Origin of the sequence: Pseudomonas sp. G.S.17, assembly GCF_038096165.1 — a bacterium.
Lineage (GTDB): Bacteria > Pseudomonadota > Gammaproteobacteria > Pseudomonadales > Pseudomonadaceae > Aquipseudomonas.
The window spans coordinates 2,965,323-2,980,188 of the sequence record NZ_CP151076.1 but is presented as its reverse complement, the minus strand read 5'-3'; the positions used below and the strand labels follow the sequence as shown (position 1 = coordinate 2,980,188).

Genomic DNA, 14,866 nt, shown 5'->3' with positions numbered 1-14,866 from the left:
AGTGCTCTGAAGTAAATTTTACCCTAAAATTCCGCTGAACACTTTCCATCCAAATCAATTATCTACAACCCATAAACTAGAACCAGTCTCAGGTTTGGCGAAGCATTTAGTTCACTAGAACGTGAAGTAATTCTAATCTAAGGCATACAGTTGAAGTAATAATGCTTTAAGGCATGCAGCGGAGATGAAGTTTTATGCACGGTATTGGCGCACAACTGCCCAAGATCGAGAATCAGAGCCCTTGCTGGGCGAAGCCGCGCTATGTACGTCAGTGCACAAATCCAGCGGCGCTGACGCATCCGATAGCTACACCAACAGTGGCAGTTGGTCGGTATTTTCGGAGCCTGCTCTCAGATGCTGGGAGCGCAGACATATTCGTAAGGCAGGTTATTCGGTCAAACAAATCTCTTTTCTCGAATACCAGAAAATGCAGCTTCAAAAGTCTCGCTCTACCGCAGGCAATAAGGAATAAGTGCAGGCCAGCCCCACCCGGTATCAGTAATTGGAACCATAGAAATTTCTAGTTAATCGCTCCAGGAACAGAAGAGTAGAGGGCCGTATAGGCGGCTGCTGGTCGGAATAGGCCGACTGCCTCACATTTTGGTTTTGCTTAAGAGATAAAGTTGTTCGACACCAATGTACCTATACTGGGTGTCGCAAAATAATTACCCGGTAGTCGAGTGGGCGTAGATCCCCAAGGGGGGGGGCAGAGGGTACCGTCCGTCTGATTATTGAGAATAAGCTGCCATGCACCTCCTGTGCTAGCCGGCGAGCGTGGGCGTCAAGAAATAAGAACTTCTAAATGGGTCTAATCAGATTCTGAGGACGCCGAAGCAAGATTTATTTATCACGAGCGGTCGTACTAACGTAAGGGGCCGGGGAACACGCCTTCCGAGCCCGAGCAATAAGGGCGATTGTGTCCGCGTATTTTAAGCGGACGCAATTACCCTTAATGCCAGGATCGTCATGCGCCAACGTAAGTCATACCCGAAATCCTTCAAGACCCAAGTCGTTCAAGAGTGCGAGCAGCCCGGTGTTTCCGTGGCAGCTATTGCGATGAGTCACGGGATTAATGCCAATGTCGTTCGCCGGTGGATACCGCTTTACCGTGATCGGCAGGCAGTCGCGCTGCCAGCTTTCATTCCTTTGAAAGTCGCGCCGGTTGAACCAAAACATAAGACCGAAGCGTCAGCGATCATTGAGCTGGCGCTTGGCGAGCAATCGCTCATCGTGAAATGGCCAACTTCCGACCCTGACGGATGCGCCCGCTTTGTCCGAGGGCTTGTTCTTTGATCCGCATCGATGCCATCTGGCTCGCCACCGAGCCGATGGACATGCGCGCCGGTACCGAGACGGCATTGGCCAGGGTGATCTCGGTGTTCGGTGCGGCGAAGCCGCACTGTGCTTATCTGTTCGCCAACCGCCGCGCCAATCGCATGAAAGTGCTGGTGCATGACGGCTTCGGAATATGGCTGGCGGCGCGCCGGTTGAACCAAGGCAAGTTCCACTGGCCAGGTATTCGCCAAGGCTCTGAACTGGAGTTGGCTCCCGAGCAACTTCAGGCTTTAGTACTGGGCCTGCCATGGCAACGCGTAGGCTCCGGCGGCTCGATCACACTGCTTTAACGGCTGCCATTAGCCTATCGGTCTATCGCCGCGAACTGCTTGCTCTGGCAAAATCGGCGCCATGACTTCGCTCCCCAATCTCGACCACCTTACCCCTGAACAACTGCGCGCTTTGGCGGCGCAGTTGATACAGCGTGTCGAGACGCTCGACCATCAAGTCGACACACTGGGTAAGACGGTTGAGACGATGGGCAAGAAGATCAACCGCGATCAAACGGTTATCGAGAAGCTCACCCACGAGATCGCACAACTCAAGCGTTTGAAGTTTGCCAAGCGTAGCGAGCAGATGAATCCTGAACAGGCCAGCTTGCTCGATGACCTGATCGATACCGATATCGCGGCGATTGAAGCAGAGCTTCAAGCCTTGCAAACAGTGCTGGCTCCGACCGAGAAAAAGCAAAAGCCCAAACGCACTGCTTTGCCGGCAGAGTTTCCACGCACGCTAATCCATCACGAGCCGGACAACACTCACTGCCCATGTGGCTGCGCACTCAAGCGTATCGGTGAGGACGTCAGCGAAAAGCTGGACTACACGCCCGGCGTATTTACCGTTGAACGCCATGTCCGTGGCAAATGGGTCTGTGATAACTGCGAAACGCTGATTCAGGCACCGGTTCCTGCACAGATTATTGATAAGGGCATCCCAACCGCCGGGCTGTTGGCCCACGTCATGATCGCCAAGTTTGCCGACCACCTGCCGCTTTACCGTCAGGAATCGATCTTCGGTCGTGCCGGCTTGGCGATTCCACGTTCAACTTTGGCTCAATGGGTGGGTGTGACTGGGGTGCAGCTGCAACCTCTGGTCGATGCACTGCGCGACGTAGTGCTAGGGCAACAGGTTGTTCATGCCGATGAAACACCGGTGCAAATGCTCATGCCGGGAACGAAGAAGACTCACCGCTCCTATGTTTGGGCCTACGCCACCAGCCAGTTCTGCGAAACAGCAGCTGTTGTTTATGACTTCAGCCCCAGCCGCGCTGGTGAACATGCTCGCAACTTCCTGCAAGACTGGAAGGGTAAACTGGTCTGTGATGATTTTGGCGGCTACAAGGCCAGCTTCGCACTCGGCGTGACCGAGATCGGTTGCATGGCCCATGCGCGGCGCAAGTTCTTCGAACTGCACGCGACCAACAAGAGCACGCTCGCCGAACAGGCCCTGCGCTACATCCAGTTGCTTTACGAAATCGAGAGTGAAGTGCGCGACCTGGAGCCGGATTTACGGCGCCGAATACGGCAAGAAAAAGCCGTACCGGTGATGGATAGGCTGCATGCCTGGATGATGGCCCAGCGCGATCTCGTGCCTGAAGGCTCAGCCATCAGCAGAGCACTGGATTACAGCCTGAAACGCTGGGCAGCGTTGTCGCGCTACCTCGATGACGGGGCCGTACCCATTGACAATAATTGGTGCGAGAACCAAATCCGACCGTGGGCGTTGGGTCGCAAAAACTGGCTCTTTGCAGGTTCGCTGCGCAGCGGCAAACGGGCGGCGGCGATTATGAGTTTGATCCAGTCTGCGCGGCTCAATGGCCATGATCCGTACGCATATCTGAAGGATGTCCTTACGCGCCTACCAACGCAGCGAGCGAGTGAAATTGATCAGTTGCTGCCGCATAGGTGGCAGCCGGCCTAATCACGCAAGGCGTGATGCCCGGACGCATACGTACTAACGCTCTTTCTAGCCAAGAAGCGCCACATCCAAGGCTTTTGTCAGGATTGGTTGCAGGTAAAGCTGCGTTCTCAATATTGTGACGTATACAGCACAAAAAAAACTACGTATACATACGAAAATAAGACCGTATAAAAACATAGAAGCGTATAGATACGTCTGATCTAGCGGATAGCCCCCTCTCAAAACCCCTTGAAGTTACAGCTATCATGTGCGATAGATGAGAGAAAGCGGTATTGATATAGGTGCTTTCCATGCCATCACTTAAAGGTAAAATGAGGGGGCGATTAGCAGCTGCACACGGGCAGCGAACTAATACCACAAATAACCTTTGGCTTTGCTATAGCGTCAAACTTAATCGAGATTTATCACTGGCTAGCAATAATGAGTTGCTCTATTGGCTGGCTGATCTGGAGTCTAATAGAAATGTAAAATCGTTCAGGTTTGGCTATAATATTAAAATTCAAGTAAATGACCCTAAGGAAAATTTCAAGTCGATTGACGCCATCCAGGTTATTTTCGATACGGGGTATGAGGAAATACACCATATAACCTCGAAGGCTGGACATGTAGATGCTTTCTCTGCGAAATTTAGCCTTGAAGACGGCAGCGTCCGAAAAATAACATATCGAGCGATCACCGAAGACTACCTTGTCACTCGGGCAAAATATTCAGCAAGATTGCTCAGACTTCTGCCCTTTGTAGCCCAGATGCGCTACAAGAAATGGCCGTCCGAGGAAGAAATTGTCTTAAATACGCTCAAGATACTTAAAAGTGGTGATATTCAGGAAATAATCGCCAGTACTTCCATGAGTGATGAAATGATAGTGGTCGGAATTGTTGCTAAGTTTATTTTTCAAGGGGTCATTAAGCAAACAAACTTAAGTATGTTTGATTTTGGGCGCTCAACATGGTGGTCGCTAAGTGAAAGCTAGACGATCTCGTCGAGAAATTATCACCGCAATGGAAGCCACTCGGCCCTGGAGTGACGTCCATACGAGTCTGATGAGTGAATCAGATAGGGAAATTTTTGAAGCGAGAAAATTAGCGGTTGATATGTATGTTGATGGTGCGCCGCTGGATGATATCTTTAAAAAAACCACCATCCCATCTTCGGATCTGCGCCGCTTCACGAAGCGTTGCATGTCAGTATGTTCGAACGGAATGGTGGCGGGTTATACCGCTCTGATCCCACGTTTCAGGATAGCTACCTACGAGAGAGTAGCTCCCATGAAAAATCCTGGCGAATCGGGTCGTGGAGGCTATGCAGGTGCTCTCAGGGCACTCTTTAGGCAATACCCTAATCTAGAGCAGTATTTGATAGACAAAGTAATACCTAGGAAATCAAAGAAAGCGCCAAAAGAAATAAATATGAAAGCCAAGGCCTTATTCTCGCATTTTCATGATTTTTTAGAAGCAGAAGGACATTCTAAGAATGAGTGGCCACTGAATATGGAATATCAGGGCTATCGAACTGTGGCAAATTTTCTGAAGGCGATTAAGCTCCGATATTTTGACGCCTTCACGATGATATCAGGAAGTACCGAGGCGATTGCGCAATTGGCAGTAGGACGTGGCATTGACTCTTTTCTAAAACTAGATGGCTTTCTAGACGTTTTTGAAATTGATTCGCATAAAATTGATGCCCATTTCGTCGTGGGGATGAGAAATAGTGCGGGTTTTTTGACATATGTGCCAATTAAGAGAATCAACTTGATCGCGATTGTTGAAAAGGCAACCTCTGCCGCATGGTGGATGAAGGTGGTATACAGCCCAGAGGTTAACTCTCAAGATATTGTTGATATCGTTACAGAGTCCTTGAGGAGTGTGCTACCGAAACCACGCACTAACAATTTAAATCTAACCCTTCCCGACAGAGCCGGCTACCCCACCGAGAAATTCCAAGCTTTGGTAGGCTCTTTGCCTAGCTGTATATTTTTTGACAATGCGTTAGCGCATCAAGCGAGCGTTGTCTCATCCGAACTTAGGAAGCTGCTCGGGGTTTCATTATGCTATGGTGCGCCGGCAAAATTTGAACGCAGGCCCAATGTTGAGCGTGCGTTCAGAGAAGTGGCTGCTGCTATGACGCGGATGCCCAATCGCGCCAGTTCAAAACCTGGCGAGGGTGCGGCGGGTATCAAGGCTGCAGCTGTGTACCGGATCGAAGCAGACGAAGTTGAGGAATTGTTGTATCACCATCACGCAGTGGCGAACGGCCTACCTTCTGAAGGCAAAGGAGGGTTGAGTCCATTAGATATGATTGGCCAGTATCTGGGGCGCGATAATGGTAGCTACATCCCTCGAAGCCCTATTGCAACAGTCCTCCCATCAATAGCATTCAAAAAGACGGTTGCACGAGTGAAGGTCGTCGGCTATCCGAGCAGGGGGGTTAGGGGGTACATTCAAATCGATCGGGTTAGGTATAAAAGTGAACTCCTTTCGCATTCAGCCTGGCTCATAGGTGAAACTCTAACCGTCGAAATCGATGAGAGCGATATGAGATCTGTTGAAGCATTTCTGCAAGATGGATCACCACTTGGGACATTGACCGCCACGGGTGGGTGGGAAAAGACCAAACACACTCGTCGCACCAGAAAGGCTATCAATAAACTGGTACGAGCTCGTCTCCTTATCTTGGCACACTCAGACGATCCTGTCGTAGCATTCCTGGAGTATCAGGCGAAAAAAGCGCAGTCACTCCATGCGTCCCAAGAAGAAATTATAGAAACGCCTAAAGACCGAATGAATGCAGGGGCTGCCTCCGCCTATAAAAAGGCACTGCATGAGTCGGGTGAGCCACACCCTCCCTCGAAGCCGGCACTGGCAGGCCCTAAAAAGTCTAGCGCGCAGCCACTTCCAGATCCAACAAAGTAAGCGTCCGCCGAAGTCACCTTGCACGACTTAGGCAGATACCCACCGATGCGGCAGCAGTTGCTCAATCTCACTCGCTCGCTGCGTCGGCAACCGCGCCAGCACATCTTTAAGATAGGCATATGGATCGTGCCCATTCATGCGCGCCGATTGGATCAAGCTCATGATCGCCGCCGCCCGCTTGCCGCTGCGAAGCGACCCGGCAAACAACCAGTTGGAACGCCCAAGTGCCCACGGCCGAATCTGGTTTTCGACTGCGTTGTTGTCTATGGGTACAGACCCATCTTCCAGGTAGCGCGTCAGCGCTACCCAGCGTTTAAGGCTGTAATCCAGGGCTTTGGCTGTTGCTGAGCCGTTAGGCACAAGATCGCGCTGGGTCAACATCCAGTCGTGCAGTGCTTTCGCCAATGGTGCTGCTTTTTCTTGCCGGATTCGCCAACGATCCTCGTCACTCATGTCTCGCGCTTGGCGTTCTACCTCGTACAAGCCGCCAATCGAGTGCAGCGCCTGCTCTGCCAACTGGCTTTTATTGGCCACGTGCAGATCGAAAAACTTACGGCGGGCGTGGGCCATGCAGCCGATTTCGGTCATGCCCTTCTCGAAGCCTGCTTTGTAGCCAGCAAAGTCATCGCACACCAGCTTGCCGTTCCACGTGCCGAGGAAGTTACGCGCATGCTCACCGGCCCGGCTCGGGCTGAAGTCATAAACCACAGCTTTAATTGCCGAGAACGGTGTGGTGCAGTAAGCCCAGACATAAGCACGGTGAGTTTTCTTCTGTCCGGGCGCAAGCATTTGCACCGGCGTCTCGTCGGCATGCACGACTCGCTGTGCCAAGACAGCTTCTCGCAAGGCATCAACCAACGGTTGAAGCTGCACACCGGTCTGCCCAACCCATTGCGCCAGTGTCGAGCGCGGGATCGCTAGACCGGCGCGCCCGAAAATTTTCTCCTGCCGATACAGCGGCAAGTGGTCAGCAAACTTTGCCACCATCACGTGAGCCAGCAGGCCTGCGGTTGGGATGCCCTTGTCGATCACCTGGGCCGGTACCGGCGCCTGGATCAGTGTTTCGCACTGACGGCAGGCCCACTTTCCACGCACGTGTTGTTCGACGGTGAACACGCCTGGCGTGTAATCGAGCTTCTCGCTGACGTCCTCGCCGATGCGCTGGAGCTGGCAACCGCAGGAGCACTGAGTGTTTTCTGGCTCATGATGAATGACGGTGCGTGGAAACTGTGGCGGCAACGGCGCGCGCTTCGGCTTTTGGCGCGCCTCTGCTGGAACTGGAGCCGGAAGCAGTGCCGTCAGCTCGGCGTCGATAGCCTCAAGATCGATGTTAAGCAGATCGTCGAGCAAGCTGCCTTGCTCAGGACTGATCTGCTCGCTGCGCTTGGCAAACCGGTGCCGCTTGAGGAGTGCGATCTCGTGGGTCAACTGCTCGATGATGGTGTCATCGCGGTGGCTCTTTCTGCCCATGGTGTCGACCTTCGACAGCAACTGCGCAGCGAGAGCGCGCAGCTGGTCGGGGGTCATTTGGTCGAGGTTGGGCAAGGAAGTCATGCCGTGGATTTTACTAAAGCAGACCGCCTGCGGCAGCAGGCTCAGACGTTAATACAGCCTTTTTAAAGGATCGTTATTGCAGCGCCAGCGCCAACGCGCTGCCAAGGCAGACCAAGTACTAGGGCCTGAAGTTGCTCGGCATCCAGTTCCAGCTCGCTACCTTGTCGAATGCCTGGCCAGTGGAATTTACCTTGGTTCAACCGGCGTGCCGCCAGCCAGACACCAATCCCGTCGTGCACCAGTACTTTCATTCGGTTGGCCCGTCGATTGGCAAAGATATAAGCGCAGTGCGGCTTCGCCGCACCGAACACCGTGATAACTCTGGCCAAGGCGGTCTCGGTGCCGGCGCGCATATCCATGGGCTCGGTGGCGAGCCAGATGGCGTCGATGCGGATCATTGAGTGAGACCACGGATAAAACGGGCGCACCCGTCGGGATCGGCCAGTGGCCACTTCACGATGAGGTTTTGATGGCCGAACGGAACGTCGATACTGACGGACATTTGCAGATCGGCCTGTGGTGGGGATGGTAGTTTTATCGGAACAAAAGCGGGCAACGTTGCCGCCTCACAATCACGATAAAGAGGTATCCATTTGCGAACCAGATTGGCGTTGATGCCGTGGCGCAGCGCTACGCTGGCCATCGACATGCCAGGTTGCAGGCATTCCTGGACGATCTGAGCTTTAAAGGGCTTGGGGTAAGAAGTTCTCTGGCGCATGGCAATCCTGATGATAAGGGCGATGGTGTCCACGTATTTTTAAGTGGAGAACATCGCCCTTATTACAGGGATCGGGTAGGTGACTTCGCCGGACGGTTACCCAACAAAGTCTTACGACTCGGTTGTTCCAGAAACAGCGCTAAATATCAGGAATTTATTTAAGTAGATGGAGGGCGTCCAGTGCTTGATTTTGATCCCAAAATAACACCCATGCGCGATCAGCTACTGGAGGGTCATCCTATTGTGCTCCGAAGCTATTTTGTCTTAACTCCAACGATTGAGTGGGCTTACAAACAGGTTCGCGAGCAAGTTTGGTTGAGCATGCCTAGCGTCTATTTTCAGTCAGTACCCCGGATGGGGAAAACTCAATGCGCAACCGCGACGGTGGAAATCTTGCGTAAAGATTTCCCCAATAGATATGTCAAATTTGTCACTGCTGATATTGCCCGCGAAGACAGTATCATTCAGTCTATGGTTAAAGCAATTGGTTTGGTAGTTAAGCCTAGGACTAAATTGAGCGGCATTCGAGATGCCGTGATTGATCACATCATCTGCGAGCTTGCGAGTCTTGGAAGTACTCATTTCATACTGGTGCTTGATGAGATGCAGGCTCTAGATTACAGAGACTATCAGCATCTGCAAGTCCTACAAAATATTCTGAGTACGCGAGGCTTAAAGCTCACAACAGTTGGCTTTGCACAAACTGAAATCGAAGCTGTTCGGAACTCGCTGCATGCCGGAAAGCATATGGCGATACTGGCAAGATTTTTAGGTCGAAAAATCGACTTTGTTGGCTGCGGAAGTGTTGAGTGGCTTAGTTCTATTTTAGCGTATTTCGACGAGGGATCTGCTTATCCGTATGGCAGCAAATGCAGTTTTACTGAATTTTTTTTGCCCAATGCATTTCATGCAGGCTTCAGGCTGATGTCAGTGGCAGATGAAATCTATAAGCATTCCATGAATTGCGTGGTAGCAGCGGGTGCACAGACAATACCCACTGAGCATATCTTCCTGACAATGTCATACCTACTCGTCGGCGCAAGGCTGAAGGACGTGGACGGTTTTAAATTTGATGAAAAAGATATTAAAAGTGCAATCGCGAGTTCTGAAATGAGTCAATTCGCTGCGCTGATGGGTGCAAAGCCGCCAAGTGGCCTAGATCATGAATAATCGCCAAATTTTATCATTTATAAGACGCTTGGCACCTTTCGAATCTATTTGGCTTATATTGATTAAGGTGATGCTTATAAATAAGGTAAGCGGACGCCAGGTGATCGATTTAATTAAAAATCCTGAAATGGGAGATTCTCGTAATTTTAGTTGGTGGGCAAAAGGCGCTATAGACCAAGGAAAGCTGGAAGATACGCTTGGTTTCCAGCGTGGCGCTTTGGATGACAGTTTTCTTGGGTTGATCCCTAGAAACCATCTTCATTATACGGGGCCTCAAATATTGCATTGTCCTAGCTGTATCAAGATTGGTTACCACTCTTCTGTATTTTGCCTTATGAAAATCGAATCCTGTCCATGGCACGGAGATAAACTGGTCGGCTGTTCCAAGTGCTACGAATTATTGAGTAGCCTTCATCTTCCTTCGCAATATGCTCGAAGCTTTCCGTCAGACCCCGCTCATTTTTGTGAACACATATTACTGCTCGCTGGGCGGCTTGTTGCCCCCGATCTTTCAGCACCTATATACCAAAAGATGTGGTCTTGGCATCGTGAATTTATGAGATGGTTGGCTGCTTCGGCGGAATTGGTTGGGGACGATATATTCCGCTGGACTGAATCACGACAAGTGCAAAACAATCTTGATGACATGATATTGCAGTATCTGGAGAATAAAACTGCTATCCCAATGCCATTTAAAGCTCATCTGAGCTTCCCTGTTACGAGGCTCAGTCTTGAATACTCATATGAGCGAGAAGGAGGAGTTTTAGGTTACTGGGGTGCAGATCGGAGGAGTGACAGATTATACGACATGCAGTGCATGGGTGTCGTATCTATATCAAAAACCGATCAAATTCGCTGCGTAAAATCACTTAGGAGGTATATTTGGAAGACCTATGTGTCGAAACATAAAAAATGTTATCGTTCTTTCATCGAACTCACCCTCCATCAGCGTATGAACTTGCAGTTTGAGAGAAGTTGCTGCGCCTCGTTGGCTTATGTCTGTTGGCTGATGAATGCGCTATCAACCAGAAATATGGCGATGGCGACCGGACAAGACAGATGTACATATTGGGCGTCTGGAAGTCGTGACCATTGCCCGCTGGCAACATTCAAAAACATTCTTAACGATCAATTGGTCGGGTTTTATAGCGTTTGGGGTGCTCTTTTGATAGGTGCGGAGCGCACCTGTGAGACCGTTGTGAAATTCCACAATCTACCCTTGGATCAAACTCTTAACTCGAATTTTTCTCATACGTATAAAGATATCCCATGGACTTGTTCGGCTTTAGATTCCGGAGAGTATGGTGCTTACTTTGTATCTGCTTCTCATTTAGAAGCTTTGACGATCCGGCGATGTGAGTGCAAATCCGGCACTTCGGAATATATTCCACAAAATCTCGTGGATGACGTAGCTGAACGATTCTACCCTGAGCCCGGTTTGGTTTTGAAATTTCTTAGTCCACAAAATTTTAAAATTAACAGAAACTACATTTATTTGTGAGTTATTAAACCCCACATGCTTGGTGAATGTTTCCTCTGAGCTTGAGGCACCATTCCCGCGGGGATTATCATCGCAACCGCCACTTAAGATGTGGGTATAGTGGCTATCAGCTAGCTGGGCTGGCCGCGCCAATATCGGCTGACAGTCATCTTGTTCACACCCAGATTCTGAGACGTCTGCGCCTGACTCAAGCCCTGGACTTTGCACTCCTGAATCGAGGCCTTCAGATCGCGATCAATCACCCGGCCGGCTGGCCTGCTACGTAGCCCACCGTCATCCAATTCTGCCCGCGCTGCCGCGAGTGTGCCGGTGGCATCCAATTCGCGCATCTGTTCTGCAAATCTCTCTACGATCGCATCAACAGTTATGCCTTCCTGGATCAGGGTGGCCGCGCCGACTAGCAATAGGGTAGACGCCCCGTAGGCCTCCGACAAGTCCTGCAGCTTGTCCAATGTCGGGCTCGACTTGCCGTGCTCAAGCTGACTCAGGTACTGACGATTGCTCCCTTCGGGAATTGACTCCTGGGTCAACCCTTTGTGAGCTCGCAGCGCGCGAAGGATCGCGGCTAAAGGTACCTTCATCGACACAGGCATTCCTCAAAACCGAGGATGTAGCCATGTTGTGCCGTAACACTCTACCGTATATAGTAGTCGCACGGTTACGGCGCAAGCGCGTGGTTCGACCCACCACTGCGTGGGTTCAGGCAGGCGGGTGAGGGCAGCGACTCAGGGCGACATCTCTCTACCAGATATCAATTTAGCCCTAAACCGTCGATTGTGATTTTTATCCTCTAGCCCTAGGCGAGTTGCAGAACCCAGGTCAGCAGTGGTTACGTCCGGGTGTTGGCAATCAGCTACAGAGGCGGCCTGGGAACTGGATGAAGAGCTCAAAGGGCGAAGTCGATAGCGGTGGTTTCCGAAACCGGTGTGCAGCGAACAGAGCTGCGTCGTGTGCCGAGAAGCCTGGATCTAAGCGAGGAACCACCAGTGAGCAACACAGCATCGCCAGACCCTTCGGCATTCATGATCAAAACCTTCGGGTCGACGATAAGAGACCTCAGCTTCAACAGGCTACCTATGGTGATTCAAAAGGCGAAAGCGGCGATACCAGATCTAGACGTGGTGGGGTTTCTTTTATGCGCGCTGTATCGACCTCCGCGGATGACCGGGTTGATCTTCTGTAACCGCATAAGCCTTTTGCCTCCGGGTCTGCCAGCTCACATGCCGCCAGTTGTAAGGCGGTTTCACCGCAACGGTTACCTGGTGGTGGAAGCGGTCACGGGCGGCTTGTTCGTGGTTGCCCACCATTACTTCGAAAACGGTGCTATCAGGCCGTTTTTCGAAGTGCATTGAACACTGGACATCACGCCGTGACAGATCGAGCAAATTGCCATGCCTACAGACCATGAGCCCTTGAACAGCTTGCGGACTGCAGGGGAGGTCAAGCCAACCTCAATTCCCGCAAGCGTTGAGCGCGCCATGGGTATGCGGTTTGAATTTCCGGCCACCGCTTACATGTGCTGCGCGAGGGTAGATCACGAAATCAATTGCCTGGTAGGTGTGGTTTACCAAGAGCAACGTGGGCGTTTTCGAGATGGGGCGACCGTTCGGACGTCGTCGCTACGTGGTAGGTTCGAGAGCGACGGGTACCACGTATTCGAAACGTGCAATGGCAGCTTCTACGTTGTTTGCGAGTGGGCACCGGACGGGTTGAGCCCACGATTTTCTGGCGTACGCCACTAGGCACTCGGCATACGGATGCCCACAGGTTATGCCGTGACAGGCCCTTGGATGATCAAACTCATTCGAAAACAACAAACCTCATAACGGTGCCCGCTAGGTGGTCAAACAGGATTGCATACTCTCACCGTGCAACCTGTAAAGCACCTTGAACGCAGCCAAATTCCATAGTGATCCAACGATGAAGCTACGAATTTATTCAGACCTGCATAACGAATTTCATCGCTTCGAGCCGCCGACCCTTGATCCGGACGTCGACTTGGTCATCCTCGCAGGGGACATCGACAAGAAGGCTCGTGGAGTGAAGTGGGCAAATGACACGTTCCAGTGCAAGGTCGCTTACATAAGCGGCAACCACGAGTACTACGACGGCCATATCGATAGAACGCTGCGCAAGATGCGGGATGCTGCAGCAAGCCACGTGCATGTCTTGGAGAATGAGTCCCTTATCATCAATGGCACCCGCATCCTAGGTACCGCAGCATGGACCGATTTTTCCTCAACTGGCGACCAGATCGCCGCCGCCTCTATGGCTAGAGCATCCATGAACGACTTCAGATACATCAGAGCAGATGCCGGATATAGACGCCTGCGACCCGATGACCTGATTGCCCGCAACCACACAGCTAAAGCTTGGCTGAACCAACAGCTTGCCCAAGATTTTGAAGGCAAAACGATCGTCATCACTCACCACGCGCCATCACCTGTAGTTGTAGGAACGAAGCATGACGGGCATCTGAATGCGGCTTACACCAACGACTGGCCCAGACTCATCGAGAAAGCGGATTTGTGGGTCTTTGGCCATACCCATCAAGCTGTGGATATAGAGCTTGGCGGCTGCAGAGTGGTCTCCAATCCCCGGGGTTATCCCAACGAGCAGACGGGCTTCGACCCGTTTTTTGAGATTTCGATTTGATGATCAATTTTTCCCATAAGCGTGTCGCGGAAGAGGAAGCCGTCAAGCGTCAGAACCAGGAGGCTCCTGGTGCAGTCATCCGAGCTCAAGCCATGGATTGGGGTGTGGCCATTGATGCATACCTATACGATGCGGCAAGGGTAGGGCAGCGATATGCAGCGATCGTGTATGGGGATAAATCCGGGGCTAGTCTCGACGGCATGACAGTTGCCACCCCGCCGCTGGAGCTTGTGAAAGCCCAGTCGGGATTTCAGCTGATGCGTACTCCCAACGGGGAGCATCACTTTCTGATCGTGAGTGAGCTGGGCGCTGAAGGACATGCTGATGACATCCAGCATTGAGGTTCCTAGCGAACTTGTTCAAGCTGCATCGCTGAGTTTCAAATCCAGGATCGGTGGGTTTCTATGGCGGGCGTTCCCTCTTGGGGCGTGCCTGGCTGGTGAGATCCATGGGGATTTGAGCGAGCGTTTCTTGGAGGGTGGTCTGATCCAGACCTCAGCAATCATGCAACTGACCAGGGAGCATGGGTATTTGCTTGCCCATACGTTTACGGGCAGCTGCTATGTGCTCATCCAGCCGGCCGGCGCCGTGGAACAGAATTTTGGACACCTCTATACGCACGAGGTACCACAGGGATTGGAGGAATGATGTATCTACTACAAATAGCGGAAGCCATGGCTCTCGACGGCGAGCTGCTGTCTGGGGCGTCCGAAGCGGAAGCCGAGCTCATCCAATCACGTGTCGCAGAAACGGGTAAAGCATACTGTGCTGCGGTTGCTTGGGTCGTTATTGATGTACTCGATGTGGATGCCGAGCCATTGGCTGCCTTAGGACGTTTACCGATTGTCTTGTTTAGCCATAGCGTGCTGCTTCACAGCACCGGAGATTATGAGAACGGCGAGCGCATCAAGACCGGCTATGCGACCAGCTACGATGGCCGGGGCATCTTTGAAACCACCGACACGATCTTTGTGCTCCTGGGCCAGGGCTTTAGAAAGCGTGTCTCGATCGAGCTCCTGAACGCAGTCCCGTCAAGATCCTGGGCCCCTTAAGTCCAATGCCACACCAGCTTCCAGAGTCAATGACAGAATCGGCGCAGACCG

16 protein-coding genes are annotated in these 14,866 nt (G+C 51.8%); 12 read left to right on the top strand and 4 right to left on the bottom strand.

The genetic code is table 11. The annotated features are described in order from the left end of the window. Window positions 1–966: 966 nt before the first annotated feature. The 5 genes from AABC73_RS13760 to AABC73_RS13740 all read left to right on the top strand — a co-directional run bounded on the left by AABC73_RS13760 (window position 967) and on the right by AABC73_RS13740 (window position 6,165). Window positions 967–1,293: a transposase gene (locus tag AABC73_RS13760; protein WP_230000022.1), complete on the top strand. Its 327-nt coding sequence runs from the start codon at window positions 967–969 to the stop codon at window positions 1,291–1,293. Next, window positions 1,290–1,625 carry an IS66 family insertion sequence element accessory protein TnpB gene (gene tnpB / locus AABC73_RS13755; RefSeq protein ID WP_230000024.1) on the top strand — a complete coding sequence of 112 codons (336 nt, stop codon included), beginning with the start codon at window positions 1,290–1,292 and terminating at the stop codon, window positions 1,623–1,625. The genes AABC73_RS13760 and tnpB (AABC73_RS13755) overlap by 4 nt, the downstream gene beginning before the upstream one ends. Window positions 1,626–1,686: 61 nt before the next feature. Continuing rightward, window positions 1,687–3,255 carry an IS66 family transposase gene (locus AABC73_RS13750; RefSeq protein WP_341521454.1) on the top strand — a complete coding sequence of 523 codons (1,569 nt, stop codon included), beginning with the start codon at window positions 1,687–1,689 and terminating at the stop codon, window positions 3,253–3,255. Window positions 3,256–3,545: 290 nt separating this feature from the next. Then, window positions 3,546–4,226 carry a hypothetical protein gene (locus AABC73_RS13745; protein WP_341524046.1) on the top strand — a complete coding sequence of 227 codons (681 nt, stop codon included), beginning with the start codon at window positions 3,546–3,548 and terminating at the stop codon, window positions 4,224–4,226. Window positions 4,227–4,296: 70 nt separating this feature from the next. Further along, entirely contained in the window at window positions 4,297–6,165 is a 1,869-nt protein-coding gene (locus AABC73_RS13740; RefSeq protein WP_341524045.1) for a hypothetical protein, read from the top strand. Window positions 6,166–6,192: 27 nt separating this feature from the next. Here the strand turns inward: AABC73_RS13740 and AABC73_RS13735 are convergent, their stop codons facing one another. From AABC73_RS13735 to AABC73_RS13725, 3 genes are all read right to left on the bottom strand, one after another. Beyond that, window positions 6,193–7,719 carry an IS66 family transposase gene (locus tag AABC73_RS13735; RefSeq protein WP_341521919.1) on the bottom strand — a complete coding sequence of 509 codons (1,527 nt, stop codon included), beginning with the start codon at window positions 7,717–7,719 and terminating at the stop codon, window positions 6,193–6,195. Between the two features lie 62 nt (window positions 7,720–7,781). After that, window positions 7,782–8,117: an IS66 family insertion sequence element accessory protein TnpB gene (tnpB, locus tag AABC73_RS13730; RefSeq protein ID WP_341521920.1), complete on the bottom strand. Its 336-nt coding sequence runs from the start codon at window positions 8,115–8,117 to the stop codon at window positions 7,782–7,784. After that, window positions 8,114–8,470, bottom strand: coding sequence for a transposase (locus AABC73_RS13725; protein WP_341521921.1), 357 nt, complete (start codon window positions 8,468–8,470; stop codon window positions 8,114–8,116). Before AABC73_RS13725 ends, tnpB (AABC73_RS13730) begins: the two co-directional genes overlap by 4 nt. 147 nt (window positions 8,471–8,617) lie before the next feature. Between AABC73_RS13725 and AABC73_RS13720 the strand changes: the two genes are divergently transcribed. Both AABC73_RS13720 and AABC73_RS13715 read left to right on the top strand, forming a co-directional pair. Continuing rightward, window positions 8,618–9,607, top strand: a complete 990-nt coding sequence (locus tag AABC73_RS13720; protein WP_341524044.1) for a hypothetical protein — start codon at window positions 8,618–8,620, stop codon at window positions 9,605–9,607. Next, entirely contained in the window at window positions 9,600–11,108 is a 1,509-nt protein-coding gene (locus AABC73_RS13715; protein WP_341524043.1) for a hypothetical protein, read from the top strand. Before AABC73_RS13720 ends, AABC73_RS13715 begins: the two co-directional genes overlap by 8 nt. Before the next feature lie 110 nt (window positions 11,109–11,218). Here AABC73_RS13715 and AABC73_RS13710 read toward each other — a convergent pair whose 3' ends face one another. Continuing rightward, complete coding sequence (locus AABC73_RS13710) at window positions 11,219–11,689, bottom strand: helix-turn-helix domain-containing protein (RefSeq protein WP_341524042.1); 471 nt, start codon at window positions 11,687–11,689, stop codon at window positions 11,219–11,221. A gap of 405 nt (window positions 11,690–12,094) precedes the next feature. Here AABC73_RS13710 and AABC73_RS13705 point away from each other — a divergent pair, with 405 nt between their 5' ends. The 5 genes from AABC73_RS13705 to AABC73_RS13685 all read left to right on the top strand — a co-directional run bounded on the left by AABC73_RS13705 (window position 12,095) and on the right by AABC73_RS13685 (window position 14,815). Further along, on the top strand, window positions 12,095–12,460 hold the full coding sequence (locus AABC73_RS13705) for a hypothetical protein (protein WP_341524041.1): 366 nt from the start codon (window positions 12,095–12,097) through the stop codon (window positions 12,458–12,460). 568 nt (window positions 12,461–13,028) lie between these two features. Then, window positions 13,029–13,763, top strand: coding sequence for a metallophosphoesterase (locus AABC73_RS13700; RefSeq protein WP_341524040.1), 735 nt, complete (start codon window positions 13,029–13,031; stop codon window positions 13,761–13,763). Beyond that, window positions 13,763–14,104, top strand: coding sequence for a hypothetical protein (locus AABC73_RS13695; protein WP_341524039.1), 342 nt, complete (start codon window positions 13,763–13,765; stop codon window positions 14,102–14,104). Before AABC73_RS13700 ends, AABC73_RS13695 begins: the two co-directional genes overlap by 1 nt. Beyond that, the gene (locus AABC73_RS13690; RefSeq protein ID WP_341524038.1) at window positions 14,088–14,411 is read left to right on the top strand and encodes a hypothetical protein; all 324 of its coding nucleotides are present in this window, start codon (window positions 14,088–14,090) and stop codon (window positions 14,409–14,411) included. The genes AABC73_RS13695 and AABC73_RS13690 overlap by 17 nt, the downstream gene beginning before the upstream one ends. Then, complete coding sequence (locus AABC73_RS13685; protein WP_341524037.1) at window positions 14,408–14,815, top strand: hypothetical protein; 408 nt, start codon at window positions 14,408–14,410, stop codon at window positions 14,813–14,815. Before AABC73_RS13690 ends, AABC73_RS13685 begins: the two co-directional genes overlap by 4 nt. Window positions 14,816–14,866: the final 51 nt, after the last annotated feature.

Excerpts from the sequence above, each read along its gene's own strand:
- AABC73_RS13715 (WP_341524043.1), top strand. The coding sequence starts at position 9,600 with ATGAATAATCGCCAAATTTTATCATTTATAAGACGCTTGGCACCTTTC.
- AABC73_RS13740 (WP_341524045.1), top strand. The coding sequence starts at position 4,297 with ATGAGTGAATCAGATAGGGAAATTTTTGAAGCGAGAAAATTAGCGGTT.
- AABC73_RS13710 (WP_341524042.1), bottom strand. The coding sequence starts at position 11,689 with ATGAAGGTACCTTTAGCCGCGATCCTTCGCGCGCTGCGAGCTCACAAA.
- tnpB (WP_341521920.1), bottom strand. The coding sequence starts at position 8,117 with ATGATCCGCATCGACGCCATCTGGCTCGCCACCGAGCCCATGGATATG.
- AABC73_RS13690 (WP_341524038.1), top strand. The coding sequence starts at position 14,088 with ATGACATCCAGCATTGAGGTTCCTAGCGAACTTGTTCAAGCTGCATCG.
- AABC73_RS13700 (WP_341524040.1), top strand. The coding sequence starts at position 13,029 with ATGAAGCTACGAATTTATTCAGACCTGCATAACGAATTTCATCGCTTC.
- AABC73_RS13695 (WP_341524039.1), top strand. The coding sequence starts at position 13,763 with ATGATCAATTTTTCCCATAAGCGTGTCGCGGAAGAGGAAGCCGTCAAG.
- AABC73_RS13735 (WP_341521919.1), bottom strand. The coding sequence starts at position 7,719 with ATGACTTCCTTGCCCAACCTCGACCAAATGACCCCCGACCAGCTGCGC.
- AABC73_RS13750 (WP_341521454.1), top strand. The coding sequence starts at position 1,687 with ATGACTTCGCTCCCCAATCTCGACCACCTTACCCCTGAACAACTGCGC.
- AABC73_RS13760 (WP_230000022.1), top strand. The coding sequence starts at position 967 with ATGCGCCAACGTAAGTCATACCCGAAATCCTTCAAGACCCAAGTCGTT.
- AABC73_RS13745 (WP_341524046.1), top strand. The coding sequence starts at position 3,546 with ATGCCATCACTTAAAGGTAAAATGAGGGGGCGATTAGCAGCTGCACAC.
- AABC73_RS13685 (WP_341524037.1), top strand. The coding sequence starts at position 14,408 with ATGATGTATCTACTACAAATAGCGGAAGCCATGGCTCTCGACGGCGAG.